This is a genomic window from Synechococcus sp. CCY 9618 (assembly GCF_019038415.1).
In the GTDB taxonomy this organism is placed as follows: Bacteria; Cyanobacteriota; Cyanobacteriia; order PCC-6307; family Cyanobiaceae; genus Cyanobium.
Window position 1 is genome coordinate 251,070 of record NZ_JAFKRG010000009.1, and the last position, 16,155, is coordinate 267,224.

Genomic DNA, 16,155 nt, shown 5'->3' on the forward strand with positions numbered 1-16,155 from the left:
TCGAGGGCGGCGAGCTGATCGCGCCGTGCCATCGGGTTGGCGACCATAGCCAGCTGTTGCCCGGCGGCGACTTCCGTGCCGGCGCGGACGGAGAGGGCCGTGAGGGTGCCGCTGACCGGGCTGCTGAGCACGATGGGAGTGGCGTTAATGACCGCATCACGGGACCGTGCCGTGAAGAAATTGATGACGATGGCCGCCGCGGCGAAGAGCAGGCCGGCGGAGACCATCAGGATCGTCAGATCGGCACGGCGCGAGCGGGGAATGGCGTCTTCAGAAGACTCCGTCCCGTCATCGAACGCTTGCGGGGCGACGACCCCACTCGACAGCGGTTTGAATTCAAGGGCGCGACTTTCCAGCTCCGAAGGTGGCGTTGCCTGGATCGCGCCGGTGGATGGAGGGGCCAAATCTACGTTTCGCGTCTTTGATCGATGGTATGCATCTTGCTTGGTATCTGTATTAACGCTGCATGGGGTTTCAACTCGACTTCAACGACGGAAAGGCTCTGATCGGCTTGGCTTAGCGGTGAGGTTTGGCTCGCTTCACTTCCTGAGGAGCGCCGCCTGGATCGCCGCGGTCGCCGGTTTGGTTGCATCTCGGTTGTTGAAGGGGAGGGGTCGTTGCGGCAACCCATCGGCCCGCGGAAAGAATTGATTCAGCCAGGTGAAGCGATCACTCAATCCCCAGCCGGTGATCAGCTTCAACCGCGGCTCCGGCAGCACCGCCGCCAGGAAGCCGGCGTAGACCCCCGCTACCCGCGCGTCCCGTTCGGGGATGGCTGCCGGCAGCTCCCGGTCGTTGACGTCCAGTTCGGTGACGAAGATGTCCAGATCCAGGGCGGCCAGGTCCCGCAGAAAGGCCGGCAGGCTGGCGAAGGTGGTGGGGCCACTGCCGTTGGCATAGAGGTGGCCCTGGAGCCCCACGGCATGGAGGGGGACGCCGCGCCGGCGCAGGTCCCGGAGCAGGGTCAGGAAGCTCTGCCGTTTGCGGGCGGTTTTGGGGTCATCTCCCTCCAGCCCGTACTCGTTGATCACCAGCACCGCGCCTGGATCGGCCCGGTGGGCCAGGGTCAGGGCCCTGGCGATGTAGTCGGGGCCGAGCCGTTCCAGCCAGAGATCGCGGCGCAGGCCGGAACCGTCATCGGCGATCGGTTCATTGACCACGTCCCACGATTGCAACTGCCCGCGGTAGTGCCCCACCACGGTGCTGATGTAGGTCGCCAGGGCCCGGTCCAGCTCCTCGGCGGGCAACGTCTGCACCCAGTCCGGCAACTGCTGGTGCCACACCAGGGTGTGGCCGCGCATGGCCAGCCCGTGCTCGCGGGCGAAGCCCAGCAGCCGGTCGGGGGCGCTGAAGTCGAAACGGCCTGGTGTGGCCTCCAGCCCATCCCACTTCATCTCCGACTCCGGCACGATCAGCCCCGCCTGCGTGGTGACCAGATTCCGGAAGCCGGGGTCCTGCAGCTGCGCGTTGGTGACGGCGGCGCCCCAGCGCAGCCCCCGGGCGGCGGCCAGGGCCTGGAGGGTCGGCGTCCCCGGCGGCAGGGCCCGGGCCACCCCCCAGCCCAGCACCGCCACCAGGCTGCCGAGGATCAGTTGCCGTCGTCGCATGGTTCCGGGCGGAGTCGGGCCAGTCCCACTCTGGGTGGCCGGTCAGGATTCGCCCAGGCCATGGGAGCCTGACGGCGGTGGCCGTCAGGCCGGTTCGGCCCCCAGCAGGGCCCGCAGCCCCGCCTCGTCGAGCACCGCCACCCCGAGGGCCTCCGCTTTGGCCAGCTTGCTGCCGGCCTCCTCGCCCGCCACCACATAGTTGGTTTTGCGGCTCACCGCGCCGCTCACCCTGCCGCCGGCCGCCTCGATCAGGGCCTGGGCCTGGGAGCGGCTGAGGGAGGGCAGGCTGCCGGTGAGGACGAAGGTCTGGCCCGCCAGGGGTGAGGGACCCGCCGTCTCCTGGCGGCCATCGTCGGGGCCCTCGGCCGAGGCCAGGGAGAAACCCAGCTCCCGCAGCTGGCCCAGCAGGGCCTGGTTGGCGGAGGTGGCGAACCACTGCTGCAGGGACTGGGCGATCTCCGGGCCGATGCCGAACACCGCTGTGAGCTGCTCCGGCGCCTCGGCGGCCGCGGCGGCCAGGTCGGCGGCGGCCGGGAAGGCCCGGGCCAGCGCCTTGGCGTTGACCTCCCCCACGTGGCGGATCCCGAGGCCGTAGAGCTGACGATGCCAGGGCTGGGCCTTCGAGGCCTCCAGGGCCGCCACCAGCTTGCGCGCCGAAGTTTCCCCCATCCGCTCCAGGCTGGCCAGCAGGGCGGCGTCGAGCCTGTACAGACCGGGAATCGAGGCCACCAGGCCCCGGTCCACCAGCTGTTCGATCAGCTTGATCCCCAGGCCGTCCACGTCGAGAGCTCCCTTGCTCACCCAGTGGCGCAGGGAGCCCCGCAGGATCGCCGGACAGCCGTTGTTGACGCAGCGGGTGGCGGCCTCCCCCTCCTCCCGCACCAGCACCGAGCCGCATTCCGGGCAGCTTGTGGGCAGCTCCAGCCGGGCCGCCCCCGCCGGCCGCAGCTCCTTCAGCACCCGCACCACCTCCGGGATGATCTCGCCCGCCTTGCGCACCACGATCGTGTCGCCGGCGCAGAGATCCAGCTCCGCCAGGCGATCGGCATTGTGCAGGGTGGCGCGGCTGACGCTGGTGCCGGCCAGGGGCACCGGCTCGAACTCCGCCACTGGGGTGACCACCCCCGTGCGCCCCACCTGGCAGGTGAGGCGCAGCAGGCGGCTGGGGGCCTCCTCGGCGGCATATTTCAGGGCGACGGCCCAGCGCGGCGCCTTCTGTGTGAAGCCCGCGTCGCCCTGCAGGCGCAGATCATCGAGCTTCACCACCACCCCGTCGGTGGCGTAGGGCAGGCCGCGGCGGTCCTGCTCCCAGCGGTCACAGAAGGCCTTCACGGCGGCCAGATCGGGGCAGAGGGCGCAGTGCGGATTGACGCGGAAGCCGGCGGCCCTCAGCCAGCCCAGGGCCTGCCACTGGCCGCGGGGCACGGCGGGATCCTCCGGCCCCGGCTCCCAGTCGCCCGGCAGATGCAGGGTGTAGGCGAAGAACGACAGGCGCCGGGAGGCCACCACCTTCGGATCCAGCTGGCGCAGGGTGCCGGCGCAGGCGTTGCGGGGGTTGGCGAAGGGGGCCTCGCCCCGGTCCGTGCGCTCGGCGTTGATGGCGGCGAAGCCGGCCTCGGGGATGAAGGCCTCGCCGCGCACTTCCACCCAGGCCGGCGGCCGCTTCAGCTGGAGGCGCAGGGGCACGCTGCGAATGGTGCGCACGTTGGCGGTGATCTCCTCCCCCCGTTCCCCGTCGCCGCGGGTGGCCGCCCGCACCAGCAGCCCCTGCTCATAGCTGAGGGCCAGGGCGTTGCCGTCGATCTTGAGCTCGCCCACCATCGGCAGGACCTGCGGGGGCTCCCCCGCCGCCGGCTCCCGGTCGAGCACCTTGAGCAGCCGTCCGTACCAGTCGTCGAGTTCTTCGAGCGAGAAGGCGTTGTCGAGGCTCAGCAGGGGGATCCGGTGGTCCACGCTGGTGAAGCCCTCGGCCGGTGCCCCACCGACGCGCCGGGTGGGGCTGTCGGGCCGGATCAGCACAGGATCGGCGGCTTCCAGCTCCACCAGCTCCCGGTAGAGCCGGTCGTACACCGGATCCTCCATCACCGGAGCATCGAGCACGTAGTAGGCATGGGCGGCGAGGTTGAGCAGTCGCCGCAGTTCCTCCGCCCGTTCCTGGGACACGGTTCAGGCGGCTGCCAGCCGGGTGATGCGATCCACCCGCCAGCTCTCCTCCACCTTCACGAAGGTGAAGTCGAGGGGCAGCTCCTCCTTGCCGTCGGTCTTCAGCTTCACCGTGAGGATCACCTGGCCCTCCTGCAGTCGCGGCCGGCCGGACTTGAGGTTGCGGTACTTGTTGAGCTGCAGTCCGGCCAGGAAGCGGATGAACTGCTGGCGGTTGACGTGGGAGCGGTAGTTGCGGGTGGTGAGCAGGTAAGCCCCGTCCACCTGACCGGAGGCCACCTGGGTGAAGAACTGCTTGATCAGCGGATTGATGCCCCGGGCGCTGAGCACCAGCCGGACCGCCGAGATGGTCCAGTACAGAAGCAAGCCGCCGGCTCCTGCCAGCAGCAGCTTGGAGCCGATGTCGCGGGCCAGTACCCAGTCCATGGTGGTCGCATCCGTTCGCAGCGTTGCAGAGTCTGACGGACGACCCCACAAGAATGGGCCGATGCCTCTGGAACCGCTGCTGCCCCTGTTCCACCGGCTCAATCGCGAGCACTTCGACGGCCAGCTGGCCACAGGCGGGCGGCCCCTGCTGGACCTGCGCTGGAGCGATGGCCGGCTCACCCGCACCGCCGGTCTCTACCGGCGCGGGCGCCTGGCGGATGGCCGCGACCTCTGCGAGATCGTTCTCTCCCGACCCCTGCTGGAACCGCTGCCGCGGCAGGCGACGCTGAGCACCCTGTGTCACGAGATGATCCACGCCTGGGTGGACAGGATCCTGGGGGTTCAGGAGGTCCACGGCCCCCGCTTCCGCGAGCGCATGGAGCGGATCAACCGCTCCCAGGACGACTTCACGGTGAACCTGCGGCACCGCTATCCCCTGCCCGTGGCCGCCAGCCGCTGGATCGCCCGCTGCCCGAGCTGCGACCGTCGGGCCCCCTACCAGCGCCGCCGCCAGGGACTGGCCTGCCGCCCCTGCTGCGAACGGCTCCATGGCGGCCAGTGGCATGCGAGCTGCCTGCTGGTGTTCGAACGCAACACCGACTAGGTTCCGGGGCAGGAGTCAGGGCCGATGGCGACATTTCTTTGGGCCCTGGAGTGGGGCGGTCTCACCATCGCCCTGGTGGGCCTGGGCAGGGAGCACTGGCTCTCCGGGCGGCGCCGCTAACATCGAATAATGGATTCGATGGATCAGAGCCCCCGGCGCTCCAGGGAGGGGCGTCAGCACGACTTCCACGAACGGGATCTCCGCCCAAGGGAGCCAGGAGAACGGGAGCGGGGCGGCCGTGCCGGAAGCGATCCCCTCGACCAGAGGGTGGATCGCTGGATGACGGCCGGCCGTCAGTTCGTCGAGGGGGTGTCCGGCTCCCGGCCGGGGACGCGTCGTCCGGCGCCCCGGGGCGAAGGCCGTGCCCCCCTGAGGCCGCGACTCGATGACCTGGGCCGCTGGGTGGAGGACCGCCTCGACTGGCTGCTCGAGGATGGCGATGACTGGCGCGAGCCCTGGCAGGAGGAGGGGCGCAGCGGGCCGTCCCCCTCCCCCGCGCCCCGGTCCCGCCGCCAGGGACTGGAGGCGGTCTCCCGCCGCGGGCGGGAGGGGGCCGCGACGACGTCCCAGCCGCCGTTTCTCCAGCCTCCGTCTCTCCAGCCCCCTTCTTTCCAGCCTCCGGCCCCCCTGGCTCCCCCCGCCGCGGCCGCGGGTGGGGTCGAGGACAGCGAATGGCCCGATGACGCCAGCTTCAGCCTTCCCCGCTGGCAGCGTCCGGACCGCCCCGAGCGCCGGGAGGCCACCGGCCCCCGGGAGTCCGATCCCCCCGTCGTCCCTGGCTCCCGTCCCCTGCCGCGCTCCAGTCGCCGCCGTCCCTGACCGGCGACACCCCGCCCCGGCAGAATCTGGGTTAGGACGAGGCCTTCCACGCAACGATGTCGGCCATGAGCAGCTTGGTGGTGGTGGGTTTCCCTTCCTTCGAGGAGGCTGATGAGGTCCGGCGTCAGCTGGTGGACATCCAGAAGGAGGAGCTGATCGCCCTCGAGGACGCCGTGGTGGTGGAAAACGAGCCGGATGGCAAGGTGCGACTGCACCAGTCGCTCAACCTCACCACCGCTGGCGCCCTCGGTGGCGGCTTCTGGGGCACCCTGGTGGGCCTGCTGTTCCTCAACCCCCTGCTCGGAGCGGCGGTGGGCGCCGGACTGGGAGCCGCTTCAGGCTCCCTCTCCGATCTGGGCATCAACGACGGATTCATGCGTGAGGTGGGAGAAACCCTGGCCCCCGGCAGTGCAGCCCTCTGTCTGCTCCTTCGCGACGCCACCCCTGACCGGCTGATCGAGCGCCTGCGGACCCATGCCCCCAACGCCAGGCTGCTGCGAACCAACCTCAGCCACACGGACGAAGATCGGCTGCGTCAGATGCTCGAGCAGGCGAGCAAGCAGGCCCAGGCGTTGCGGTTGTCCTGAGCTTCGGGCTCACGCGGAAGCTGCAGCCCCGCTGGCGCAGTTCCCGGTTCACCGGTTTCACCAGATCGTGGGGGATGTCGTCGGCCATTTCCTCGGCTGAAACGCTGATGGCCGGCGACCCCTGCAGCAGGGCACTGATCAGATCAGCCCAGAGGCTCACTATTGTGCGCTGGGCCTGGGGCACCAGACCCAGCCGTTCCAGATGGGGGGCACAGCCCTGGTGCAGCCAGAGGCTGGCCTGGTGATGACCAGGCTGGGGACGAATGGCCAGACCGGCCGCCAGGGCCTCGGCCGTGGGTTCACCGCTGCTGCGGCGCAGACCGGCGGTCACCAGGAGCCTGCCGGTGTGGACGGCGGAGACCCCGTAGCGGCGGCCCAGGTCGGTGAGGGTGAGCCACTCCCCTGGGGGGGGGGCCTTGGCGCTGTGGTGGCTGCTCATGATCCGGTGTCGAGTAAATGAATCCTGGCCTCATACCCAAAAGCGTCAATTCGTCAACAGGAAACCGCCACACGGCGTTACCGAATTGATGAGTCTTTACGAACAAACCCGGCGTCGGCCGGCCCCAGCCAGCGTTCGAGGGCCGGGGAGAACACTTCCCGGATCACCGTGAGCTCCCGGCCCTGGCGAAAGAAACGGTAGTGGCGGCTCCAGAAGGGGCCGGCGCAGCCGAAGCGATCCTCCAGCCAGGGTTCCTGCACCTGGCCGAAGCCATCCACTTCCCGGAACAGCTCCGCCCTCCCGGCGGTGAGGCTGCGCCAGATCGGCAGTCGGCGATCCTGCAGATGGGCCTCCGCCTCGGCCTGGTTCCACCAGCTCTCCGCCCAGCCCAGGGTCTTGTCGCCGCAGGCCAGCCACACCTGGCGTCGCAGCAGCGGTTCCGCCAGGTGGGCCACCTGCGGCGGCGCACCGGCACAGCCGGCCGGTTCCGCGGCCATGGCGATCAGCTCGATCTCCACCGGGAACCCGGTGAGCAGCTGCAGATGCCGGGTCGGGCTGCCGTCCCCCAGCAGGAGCAGCTTCCAGGGGCCGGTGAGCTCCCGCTCGGCCGACCTGGCCAGTTCCTCGGAAGCGCTCGTCTCCCAGAGAAAACCTGGAGACCGCAGCAGGCTGCCGGACGTCGGCTTCATGGGCGGCAGGGGGCGTGGGTCAGTAGCCGTTGCTGATCGAGATCCGCCGCACTTCTCCGCCCCGTTCGATCAGGGCGGCGTCCCCCTCGGCCGAGCGCAGACGCCAGCCGCTGCCCCCGATCGCTTCACCGACGCTGACGCTCGTGGAGGTGCCCCCCATCTGGAAGATGGCCGAAGCGGGGCGGCCCGCCGATCCCACCACCCCCACCAGTTCCGGCGCGGCGGCACCACCCCCTGAAGCAGCGCGCCCGGAGGCAGCGACCCCATTGACGCTGGCGGGGGGAGCGGCGGCGGCCAGTTTCGGGCTCACCGGCACCCGCAGGACCGGGGCCTGGGATCCGGCCTGCTGGGGCAGCTGGGACAGCTGCTGCATCCAGGGTTCCTCGGGGGGAGGCGGCAGCTGGTCGCCCGTCAGGGGCAGGACGGGTTGATCGCCGGTGGCCAGGTTGGTGCCGGTGCCGGAGCCGATGGGGGTCGGATTGGCGGGTCCGAGGCTGCGCAGGCGTTCGACCAGCAGCAGGCTGCGCTCCTGGCTGAGGGCCTGCTGCATGCGGCTGGAGTGGGTCAGATAGAGGACGGAACTGGCCACGCTGACCATGCAGACCCCGCCCATGGCGGTGAGCAGCAGGGTGTTGCGGTCGGCGCGGGCCGGTGGGTGAGCCGGTGGGGCCGGGCGGGCCCGGAGCCTGGGGACGGGGGCGGGTGCCGGCAGGGGCCGGGCCGGAGCGGCCTCCGCCTCCACATCCAGATCAATGGTCGCCTCCGGGTCGAACACCCGGTTCATCATCTGCTCGGCCTTCAACTCCCAGTAGGCACGAGACGTGGGGATGCCACGCAGGGGGCGCCGGGGAGAGGGGCTCAATTGCAGTCCTCGGCGTCAGGCGTGCGTCAGCTTAACGATGGTTCCGGACTCTGACGAGGGCTGGGCCGGCTGCGGCGCCGGTCCAGTTCGAGCCAGAGCAGCAGGGCGTTGACGTCGGCGGGGCTGACACCTGGGATCCGGGAGGCCTGGCCCAGGGTGCCGGGCTGGACGGCCGCCAGTTTCTCCCGGGCCTCGGCCGAGAGGGTGCCGATGGCCGCGTAATCGATCCCGGCCGGGATCGGCCGCCCCTGCCCGCGGCGGACCCGTTCGATCTGTTGCTCCTGGCGGGCCAGGTAGCCGCTGTACTTGATGTCAATCTCGGCGCCGTCACGCACGTCGGCCGCCAGGTGGGGATCGATGAGCCCCAGGCGCACCAGATCCTCGCCGTGCAGGCCAGGCCGGCGCAGCAGATCGGCCAGGGTGATGGAGCCGTTGATGCCGGCGCCGGTGGCGGCGGCCACGGCGGTGGCGGCGGGGTCGGAGCCCTTGAGCCGCACGGTCTCCAGCCGCTGTTTCTCCCCATCGATCGCCTCCTGTTTCTGCTGGAAGAGCCGCCAGCGGCGGTCATCGATCAGACCCAGCCGGTGGCCCAGCGGGGTGAGCCGGCGGTCGGCGTTGTCGCCGCGCAGCACCAGCCGGTATTCGCTGCGGCTGGTGAGCACCCGGTAGGGCTCCTTCAGGTCCTGGGTCACCAGGTCGTCGATGAGGGTGCCGATGTAGCTGCCTTCCCGGGGGAAGTGCACCGGCTCCTGGCCCCCCAGCAGCCGGGCCGCGTTGAGGCCGGCCACCAGACCCTGGGCGGCGGCCTCCTCGTAGCCGGTGGTGCCGTTCAGCTGGCCTGCGGAGAACAGCCCCCGGATCCGCTTGGTCTCCAGCGATGGGGTCAGCTGGGTGGCGGGCAGGATGTCGTAATCGACGGCGTAGGCGGGGCGCAGCATCACGCAGGCCTTGAGGCCGGGCAGGGTGCGCAGCAGGGCCAGCTGGAGCGCCTCGGGCAGGCCGGTGGAGAAGCCCTGGACATAGAGCTCGGGGGTGTCGCGTCCTTCCGGCTCCAGGAAGATCTGGTGGCTCTCCTTGTCGGCGAAGCGCACGATCTTGTCCTCGATCGACGGGCAGTAGCGGGGGCCCTTGCTGTCAATGAAGCCGCCGTAGATTGGCGTGAGATGCAGGTTGTCGCGGATTAGCCGGTGGGTGGCCGCCGTGGTGCGGGTGATGTGGCAGGCCATCTGCTCACCGCTCACCCGGGCGCTGGGATCGAAGCTGAAGAAGCGATCGGCCGCGTCGCTGGGCTGTTCCTCCAGGCGGTCGAGGGCCACACTGCGGCGGTCGACCCGTGGCGGGGTGCCGGTCTTGAGGCGGTCGGTGCGGAAACCCAGCTCCCGCAGGGCCTCGGTGAGTCCCTCCGCCGGCTGCTCCCCTGCCCGGCCCGCCGCCATCGAGCGGTTGCCCACCCAGATCCGGCCCCCCAGGAAGGTGCCCGTGGTCAGCACCACGGCCCCGGCGCCGTAGACGCTGCCGAAGTAGGTGCGGACGCCGATCACCCGGGCTCCGCCCCGGTCGGCATCGTCGGGATCCCCCTCGATCTCCAGGCCGGTCACCATCGCTTCGCGCAGGGCGAGGTTGGGGGTGTGCTGCAGCAGCTGCAGCATCTGGCGGGCGTACTGGCGCTTGTCCGTCTGGGCCCGCAGGGCCCAGACGGCGGGTCCGCGGCTGGCGTTGAGCAGCCGTTTCTGCAGGGTGGTGGCGTCGGCCAGCCGGCCGATCACGCCGCCGAGGGCATCCACCTCGTGCACCAGCTGACTCTTGGCCGGCCCGCCCACGGCCGGGTTGCAGGGCTGCCAGGCGATGCGATCGAGGTTGAGGCTGAACAGGGCCGTGGACACACCCAGCCGGGCGGCGGTGAGGGCCGCCTCACAGCCGGCGTGGCCGCCGCCGACCACGATCAGGTCGAACCGTTCGGTGGGATCTGCGCTCAGGGCCATGGAGGAAGGGGGCCGCGTCAGCGGGCCGGGGCTGTGGGGGGGGGGTCAGGCGCCCCTGGCCGCTGTCATTGTGCCTGGGGGGAGCGGGGCCACGCTTCCCCCCGTGCTCACGCTGGCCCCGTAGTCGGGGTCCTCGGTGCCCAGCAGCCGGTCCCAGAAGGTGAAGTAGAGGCCGAAGTGCACCCCGTGGCGGCGGTGATGAAGCGAATGGTGGGCCGGACCGATCATCCAGCGCCCCAGCCAGTGATGGGGAAATCCCAGGGGCAAATGGTCGGGTCCGAGGTGGTTCACGATCGCCCAGACGGTCATGGTGGTGAGCACGGCCATGAGGGTGATGAAGTGCAGCGGCAGCACCAGCACAACGGCCACCAGGAAGAGAGCCTGCAGCAGGGCTTCAAGGGGATCGAAGGCGAAGGAGGTCCAGGGCGTGGGGGGGCGGGAGCGGTGGTGGCCCCGATGGAACCAGGGGAAGAGGGCTGGGCGGTGCAGCAGCCGGTGGGTGACATAGAACCAGCCGTCCTGGAGCACGAGCACGGCGGCGTAGCTCAGCCCCAGATACCACCAGGGATGATCCTGGACCCGGCCGTAGAGCTGGGTCATGCCCCGGTCCTGGAACATCATCACGGCGGCGGTGGCCAGGGCGAACACCACCGTGGAGACCACCGAAAGCCGGATGTCCTCCCGCATGGCGGCGCTGCTGGGAGCCTGGACATCCGGGCGGCCAGCAACGGCACTCCCTCCGGTGCGGAGATACACCAGCCAGTAGGCGAAACCTGCCATCAGGATGTAGCGAATGAGGATAATCGCGAAGAATGCAAATCCGTAGTACAAGAAAGAATGATGCCCCACTGATTGCGCCCCACACCGTTGATCTCGTTCCCCATCCTACTCCCGTCCTGCATGGGGTCGTCTTTCCAGGGGAATAACGACAGAATTAAAACCGATCAATCCTCTTGAAATCCATCACATGGTGGAACTTCAGTCACTGAGAAGCAGGATGCTGCGAGTGTACTTTCGCCGGGATCCCTTGCCTATGCCGCCAGATTGCGGAAGCGGGTGAACTGGGGTTCGAACAGCAACTTGACAGTGCCCACCGGGCCGTTGCGGTGCTTGGTGACGATGACTTCGGTGATGCCCCGGTCGGCGGTTTCCGGGTTGTAGTACTCATCGCGGTAGATCATCAACACCAGGTCGGCGTCCTGCTCGATCGAGCCCGATTCCCGCAGGTCGCTCAGCATGGGGCGCTTGTTGGTGCGGGACTCGACGCCGCGGCTGAGCTGGGAGAGGGCGATCACGGGCACGTGCAGTTCCCGGGCCATGCCCTTGAGGCCCCGGGTGATGCGGGAGAGCTCCTGGACCCGGTTGTCGGGGGTGGAGCCCTCCATCAGCTGCAGGTAGTCGATCACGATCAGGCCCAGCTCCTTGCCCTGCTCGGCCATCAGGCGGCGGCAGAGGGAGCGCATCTCCAGCACGCCGGAATTGGGCTTGTCGTCGATGAACAGGGGCAGCTGGCCGAGGCTGTTGATGCCCTGGCCCAGCAGGGGCCACTCCTCCTGCTGCAGCCGGCCGGTGCGCAGACGGCCGCTCTCGATGCCCACCTCCATCGACAGCAGGCGGTAGGTGAGCTGCTCCTTGCTCATCTCCAGGCTGAACACGCAGACCGGCAGCTGGTGCAGCTGGGCCACGTTCTTGGCGATGTTGAGCACAATTGAGGTCTTGCCCATGGCGGGGCGCCCGGCCACGATGATGAGATCGCTGCGCTGCAGCCCCTGGGTGATGGCGTCGAGGTCGTAGAAGTTGACCGGGATGCCCGCTACGGCGGTGCCGAGGGAGCGGCTCTCGATCTCGTTGAAGGTGCTGGTGAGGATCTCGGCTGTTGGGGTGAGGCCGGCGGTGGGCTTTTCCTGGCTGATGGCGAAGATCTTCTGCTCGGCCTCGTCCAGCACCTGCTCCATGGGCTTGCTCTGATCGAAGCCCAGCCGGATCACGTCGTTGCCGGAGCGGATCAGCTGACGGCGCAGGTGCTTGTCCATGACCAGGCGGGCCACCTGGTCGATGGAGGCGGTGGAGAGGGTGCGGTCGACCAGCTCCACTAGCCGGGCGCTGCCGCCCACCTTCTCCAGCTGGCCGGTGTCGGCGAGCCAGGCCGCCATGGCCGTGAGATCGGTGGGCTTGCCCTGGCTGTGCAGCATCAGGGCGGTGCGGTAGATCTCCCGATGGGCGCCGAGGTAGAAGGCCTCAGGGCGCAGCACATCGGCGACCCGGCCGATGGCGTCGGGATCCAGCAGGATGCCCCCGAGAACCGACTCTTCCGCCTCCAGGTTCTGGGGCGGAACAGAATCGGGCAGCGCCTCGAAACCGGCCTGCTCGGCACGGGCAGTGGATCGGCGAGCCCCCTCGAGGGGGGCATCCGATCCCGCCAGGGGCACGCTCACCATGGACTGGGCTCCATTACGGGACGCAGGGGAAAGGGCGCCGGATCGGTCGGGATCCGGCCCCGGAGTGGTGAATCACTCTGGGGCCCGGGACGGAATGTTTCGGTTCGCGGCTGGCCGATCAGTAGCTGACCACTTCGAGGTTGACGTCGGCGATGACATCGGGATGGAGCTTCACCTGCACCTTGTAGGAGCCGGTGCGGTGGATCTCGGGAACGGTGATGGAGCGCCGGTCGACCTCCTTCTTGGTGGCGGCCTCAATGGCTTCGGCCACATCGCCGTTGGTGACGGTGCCGAAGAGCACGTCGTCGCCGCCGGTCTGCTTCTTGACGGTGAAGCGGCCGATGGTGTCGAGGGCGGTGCGGAAGGCGACGGCCTCGGCCTTCAGGGCCGCCTGACGCTCCGCCTCCTTGGCGCGGCGGTGCTCCACCTGGCGCAGGACAGCGGCGGTGACGGCCAGGGCCTTGCCTGTGGGCAGGAGGTAGTTGCGGGCGTAGCCGGGGGCCACGTCCACCAGATCACCGTCCTTGCCCAGGGAAAGGATGTCCTCGCTGAGGACCACCTGCACACGCTTCTTGACCATGACGACGCCTCGGCTGAGCCGACTGAAATCCGATCGACAAGCCTACGACACGGTCCCGGAGGGAGCTGCTGCCAGGGGCAGACGCACCCGGGTGGCCAGGCCCAGGGCCCGCATCAGCCTGATGTGCTGCCAGGTGAGGTCGAACTGGCGGGGGCCGAAGCCGTGGCGGGCCGAATGGGGGAAGGCATGGTGGTTGTTGTGCCAGCCCTCACCGAAGGTGAGCGCCGCCACCCAGGGGTTGTTCTTCGACCTGTCGCCGCTCTCGTGCACGGTCTCGCCCCACATGTGGGTGGCCGAATTGACCAGCCAGGTGCAGTGATAGACGATCACCAGGCGCAGGGGGATGCCCCACAGCACCAGGGCCCAGCCGCCGGCCCCGGTGACGCTGCCGATCCAGAAGAGCAGCAGGCCCAGGGGCAGCTGCAGCAGCAGGAAACCCTTGTTCAGCCAGCGGTAGTAGGGGTCGGCGGCCAGGTCGCCCGTGAGCCGGGGCACGGCGGCCATGGCCGGGATCTCCTCGAACATCCAGGCCATGTGGGACCACCAGAAGCCCTTGTTGCTGTCGTGGTGATCGACTTCCGTATCGGAGAACTTGTGGTGGTGGCGGTGCAGGCCGACCCAGTCGATCGGGCCGTGCTGACAGCTGAGGGCACCGCAGGTGGCGAAGATGCGCTCCAGCCAGAGGGGCACCCGAAAGGAGCGGTGGCAGAGCAGGCGGTGGTACCCGATCGTCACGCCCAGGCAGGCGGTGACCCAGTACATCACCAGCAGGGCACCGACCGCCTCCAGGCTCCAGAAGCGGGGCAGCAGGGCCACCACCGCGAGGATGTGGATGAGCACCATGAAGCCGATGGTGCCCCAGCGGGTGCCCTTGGGAGAGACGCCGCGGGGCTCGCCGCGGCGGGGTTCGTGCAGGCCCCTGGCCCTGCGGAGGGCATCGGCCCCCTGGTTGATGGCCGCCGGCTGGCGGGTGTGGCGGGCGGCGGGGCCGCGACGCGAGCCGGGGCGGGGGAAGGTTGTGGCGGCCATGGAGGACCGTGCTCCTGATCAGTCGTTAGGATGGTAGCAATACGAATCCAGATCGCGTGGGGTATCGAGACGAACTCGCATCCGGTCGGGTTGCCTTCGCCCATCTGATCCGGGTCTGGCATGAGCGCAACGGCTGGTCCCACCGGGTCCTGCCCGTGCTGGCGGAGGCCCTCGACCTGGGCCGGGTGCACAATTCCCAGCTCTCCATGCTGCGCAACGGCAAGCTGGCCTCCCCCGGGCCGGAGGTGTTCCTGGCCCTGGGCAACGTCAACCTCTGGCTTGCCGCCCAGGCCCCCGCCGGGCGGCTGGAGCCGGACCGGGCCGAGACCCTGCTGGCCGACCACCCCGAACTGTTCGAGGCCCTGCGCAGCTCGGCCCTGCCCGTGCGGGATGAGCACCAGCGGGTGCTGGGTCCGGGGTCCCTGCTTGAGGTGTTCGTCGGCTTCCGGGAGCCGCCGGCCAGTTTCGATCTGCGCATCGGCGAGGCGGAGGCGGCCGGCCTCAGCGCCGCCCTGGCCCATCTGCTCACCGCCGGTGGTTCCTGGCGCGACTGCCGCGACCAGCTGATGGCGGCGTACCCGGCGGCAAAGCGGCAGCGCCGCGAGCGGTTTGCCGAAGTGATCGCCGGCCAGCGCGATTACTCGGCGGTGGAACTGGATACGGAGCTACCTGAACTGCGCCGGACCCTGGCGGTGCTGGGGGCGGCCGGGGAGGAGGAGCTCGGTCCCGACCGGTTCCTGGAGCTGCTGCGCCAGCAGGCCCGCCGGCTGCAGGGCGGGGGGGAAGACCAGGGACCGGTGGACCTGGCGGCGGCGATCCGCCGGGAAATCGGAGCCTCCCTGCCCGCGGTGGGTTCCGGGGAGGGCTGAACCCGGCTCAGGCGCTGGCGGCCGCGTCGCCGCGGTGGCCGAAGACCGGCGCGATCCGCACCCGCCGGGCCAACCCAAGGGCCCGCAGGGCCCGGATGTGCTGCCAGGTGATGTCGAACTCGAACCAGCGCAGCCCGTGGCGGGCGGAGTGGGGGTAGGCGTGGTGGTTGTTGTGCCAGCCCTCACCGAAGGTGAGAATCGCCACCCACCAGCAGTTGCGGGAGCGGTCGGGGCAGTCGAAGTTGCGGTAGCCGAAGGCGTGGGTGGCTGAATTCACCAGCCAGGTGACGTGATACACGAGCACCAGGCGCAGGGGAATCCCCCAGAGCACCAGCCCCAGGCCGCCGCCATGGACACCGGCCCAGTTGCCGTACCAGTAGAGGGCGGCCCCCAGGGGCAGCTGCAGCAGCAGGAACCAGCGGTCGAGCCAGCGGTAGAGGGGATCCTTCTCCATGTCGCCGGTGAAGCGATGGATCTCGCTCAGGGCGGGGATCTGGTGCAGCATCCACTCGCTGTGGGCCCACCAGAGACCCCGGGCGGCGTCGTGGTGGTCGTTGGGCTGGTCGGAGAAAAGGTGATGGTGCCGGTGCAGGCCCACCCACTCGATCGGTCCGCTCTGGCAGGCCAGGGTGCCCATCAGCACCAGCAGCCGCTCCACCCAGCGGGGCGCTTCAAAGCCCCGGTGGGCCACCAGCCGGTGCAGGCCCAGGGTCACCCCCAGCACCGTGGCCCAGTACAGGACCACCAGCACGATCACCCCCTGCGGGCTCCAGAAGCGGGGCAGAAGGGCGAAGACGGCGCCCACATGGATCGCCAGCATGAAGCCGGTGGTGCCGGCCTTGAATTTGCGCTGGCGGGCCGGCAGCTTCGGCCTGGGCCCCTCCATGGCCGCCAGCAGCTGGGCTTTCTTGCGGGAGTGGGGCTGCTCCCTGGAGGGAATGGAGACGATGCGGGAGGGCTGGGCGGAGGGGAAGGGCTCGGAGCGGGCAACCAAGGGTGTCTCCGGGGGGGACAGGAACGGCAGGGACCCGTTGGCGGCGGGTGGCCCCATCCTGACCCAC

At 69.7% G+C, this 16,155-nt stretch carries 16 protein-coding genes; 4 read left to right on the plus strand and 12 right to left on the minus strand.

The annotated features are described in order from the left end of the window. Window positions 1-539: 539 nt before the first annotated feature. The 3 genes from KUG41_RS02725 to KUG41_RS02735 all read right to left on the minus strand — a co-directional run bounded on the left by KUG41_RS02725 (window position 540) and on the right by KUG41_RS02735 (window position 4,196). Window positions 540-1,607 (minus strand): endo-1,4-beta-xylanase, encoded by a 1,068-nt coding sequence (locus tag KUG41_RS02725; RefSeq protein ID WP_216900777.1) that lies wholly within the window; start codon window positions 1,605-1,607, stop codon window positions 540-542. 84 nt (window positions 1,608-1,691) lie between these two features. Beyond that, window positions 1,692-3,770, minus strand: coding sequence for an NAD-dependent DNA ligase LigA (ligA, locus tag KUG41_RS02730; protein ID WP_216900779.1), 2,079 nt, complete (start codon window positions 3,768-3,770; stop codon window positions 1,692-1,694). Between the two features lie 3 nt (window positions 3,771-3,773). Beyond that, entirely contained in the window at window positions 3,774-4,196 is a 423-nt protein-coding gene (locus KUG41_RS02735; protein WP_216900781.1) for a hypothetical protein, read from the minus strand. A gap of 61 nt (window positions 4,197-4,257) precedes the next feature. On the opposite strand from KUG41_RS02735, the gene KUG41_RS02740 reads away from it, so the two are divergent. The 3 genes from KUG41_RS02740 (at window position 4,258) to KUG41_RS02750 (ending at window position 6,206) form a co-directional block, all read left to right on the plus strand. Continuing rightward, window positions 4,258-4,800 carry a SprT family zinc-dependent metalloprotease gene (locus KUG41_RS02740; protein WP_216900783.1) on the plus strand — a complete coding sequence of 181 codons (543 nt, stop codon included), beginning with the start codon at window positions 4,258-4,260 and terminating at the stop codon, window positions 4,798-4,800. Between the two features lie 138 nt (window positions 4,801-4,938). Then, the gene (locus tag KUG41_RS02745) at window positions 4,939-5,619 is read left to right on the plus strand and encodes a hypothetical protein (protein ID WP_216900785.1); all 681 of its coding nucleotides are present in this window, start codon (window positions 4,939-4,941) and stop codon (window positions 5,617-5,619) included. 65 nt (window positions 5,620-5,684) lie between these two features. Next, window positions 5,685-6,206: a DUF1269 domain-containing protein gene (locus KUG41_RS02750; protein WP_216900787.1), complete on the plus strand. Its 522-nt coding sequence runs from the start codon at window positions 5,685-5,687 to the stop codon at window positions 6,204-6,206. Here KUG41_RS02750 and KUG41_RS02755 read toward each other — a convergent pair. The 8 genes from KUG41_RS02755 to KUG41_RS02790 all read right to left on the minus strand — a co-directional run bounded on the left by KUG41_RS02755 (window position 6,127) and on the right by KUG41_RS02790 (window position 14,225). Further along, the gene (locus tag KUG41_RS02755; protein WP_216900789.1) at window positions 6,127-6,645 is read right to left on the minus strand and encodes a hypothetical protein; all 519 of its coding nucleotides are present in this window, start codon (window positions 6,643-6,645) and stop codon (window positions 6,127-6,129) included. The genes KUG41_RS02750 and KUG41_RS02755 overlap by 80 nt on opposite strands. Before the next feature lie 77 nt (window positions 6,646-6,722). Continuing rightward, on the minus strand, window positions 6,723-7,334 hold the full coding sequence (locus KUG41_RS02760) for a chorismate lyase (RefSeq protein WP_216900791.1): 612 nt from the start codon (window positions 7,332-7,334) through the stop codon (window positions 6,723-6,725). 19 nt (window positions 7,335-7,353) lie between these two features. Then, complete coding sequence (locus tag KUG41_RS02765) at window positions 7,354-8,196, minus strand: hypothetical protein (protein WP_216900793.1); 843 nt, start codon at window positions 8,194-8,196, stop codon at window positions 7,354-7,356. 26 nt (window positions 8,197-8,222) lie between these two features. Then, the gene (gene mnmG / locus KUG41_RS02770; RefSeq protein WP_216900795.1) at window positions 8,223-10,178 is read right to left on the minus strand and encodes a tRNA uridine-5-carboxymethylaminomethyl(34) synthesis enzyme MnmG; all 1,956 of its coding nucleotides are present in this window, start codon (window positions 10,176-10,178) and stop codon (window positions 8,223-8,225) included. Window positions 10,179-10,223: 45 nt separating this feature from the next. Further along, a complete protein-coding gene (locus KUG41_RS02775; protein ID WP_216900797.1) occupies window positions 10,224-10,958 on the minus strand; it encodes a sterol desaturase family protein in 735 nt (244 codons plus the stop codon). Between the two features lie 251 nt (window positions 10,959-11,209). Further along, window positions 11,210-12,616 (minus strand): replicative DNA helicase, encoded by a 1,407-nt coding sequence (gene dnaB / locus KUG41_RS02780; protein ID WP_216900799.1) that lies wholly within the window; start codon window positions 12,614-12,616, stop codon window positions 11,210-11,212. 118 nt (window positions 12,617-12,734) lie between these two features. Continuing rightward, window positions 12,735-13,196, minus strand: a complete 462-nt coding sequence (gene rplI, locus KUG41_RS02785; RefSeq protein WP_216900801.1) for a 50S ribosomal protein L9 — start codon at window positions 13,194-13,196, stop codon at window positions 12,735-12,737. 42 nt (window positions 13,197-13,238) lie between these two features. Further along, complete coding sequence (locus KUG41_RS02790) at window positions 13,239-14,225, minus strand: fatty acid desaturase (protein ID WP_216900803.1); 987 nt, start codon at window positions 14,223-14,225, stop codon at window positions 13,239-13,241. Between the two features lie 56 nt (window positions 14,226-14,281). Between KUG41_RS02790 and KUG41_RS02795 the strand changes: the two genes are divergently transcribed. Then, entirely contained in the window at window positions 14,282-15,094 is an 813-nt protein-coding gene (locus KUG41_RS02795) for a hypothetical protein (RefSeq protein ID WP_216900805.1), read from the plus strand. Between the two features lie 7 nt (window positions 15,095-15,101). On the opposite strand, the gene KUG41_RS02800 is transcribed toward KUG41_RS02795, so the two are convergent. After that, entirely contained in the window at window positions 15,102-15,980 is an 879-nt protein-coding gene (locus KUG41_RS02800; RefSeq protein WP_216900910.1) for a fatty acid desaturase, read from the minus strand. Between the last annotated feature and the right edge of the window lie 175 nt (window positions 15,981-16,155).

Bases quoted from the DNA above. Each gene is read 5' to 3' on its own strand.
- KUG41_RS02725 (WP_216900777.1), bottom strand. From the start codon at position 1,607: ATGCGACGACGGCAACTGATCCTCGGCAGCCTGGTGGCGGTGCTGGGC.
- KUG41_RS02735 (WP_216900781.1), bottom strand. From the start codon at position 4,196: ATGGACTGGGTACTGGCCCGCGACATCGGCTCCAAGCTGCTGCTGGCA.
- KUG41_RS02740 (WP_216900783.1), top strand. From the start codon at position 4,258: ATGCCTCTGGAACCGCTGCTGCCCCTGTTCCACCGGCTCAATCGCGAG.
- KUG41_RS02745 (WP_216900785.1), top strand. From the start codon at position 4,939: ATGGATCAGAGCCCCCGGCGCTCCAGGGAGGGGCGTCAGCACGACTTC.
- KUG41_RS02750 (WP_216900787.1), top strand. From the start codon at position 5,685: ATGAGCAGCTTGGTGGTGGTGGGTTTCCCTTCCTTCGAGGAGGCTGAT.
- KUG41_RS02755 (WP_216900789.1), bottom strand. From the start codon at position 6,645: ATGAGCAGCCACCACAGCGCCAAGGCCCCCCCCCCAGGGGAGTGGCTC.
- KUG41_RS02760 (WP_216900791.1), bottom strand. From the start codon at position 7,334: ATGAAGCCGACGTCCGGCAGCCTGCTGCGGTCTCCAGGTTTTCTCTGG.
- mnmG (WP_216900795.1), bottom strand. From the start codon at position 10,178: ATGGCCCTGAGCGCAGATCCCACCGAACGGTTCGACCTGATCGTGGTC.
- KUG41_RS02775 (WP_216900797.1), bottom strand. From the start codon at position 10,958: ATGGCAGGTTTCGCCTACTGGCTGGTGTATCTCCGCACCGGAGGGAGT.
- dnaB (WP_216900799.1), bottom strand. From the start codon at position 12,616: ATGGTGAGCGTGCCCCTGGCGGGATCGGATGCCCCCCTCGAGGGGGCT.
- rplI (WP_216900801.1), bottom strand. From the start codon at position 13,196: ATGGTCAAGAAGCGTGTGCAGGTGGTCCTCAGCGAGGACATCCTTTCC.
- KUG41_RS02790 (WP_216900803.1), bottom strand. From the start codon at position 14,225: ATGGCCGCCACAACCTTCCCCCGCCCCGGCTCGCGTCGCGGCCCCGCC.
- KUG41_RS02800 (WP_216900910.1), bottom strand. From the start codon at position 15,980: ATGGAGGGGCCCAGGCCGAAGCTGCCGGCCCGCCAGCGCAAATTCAAG.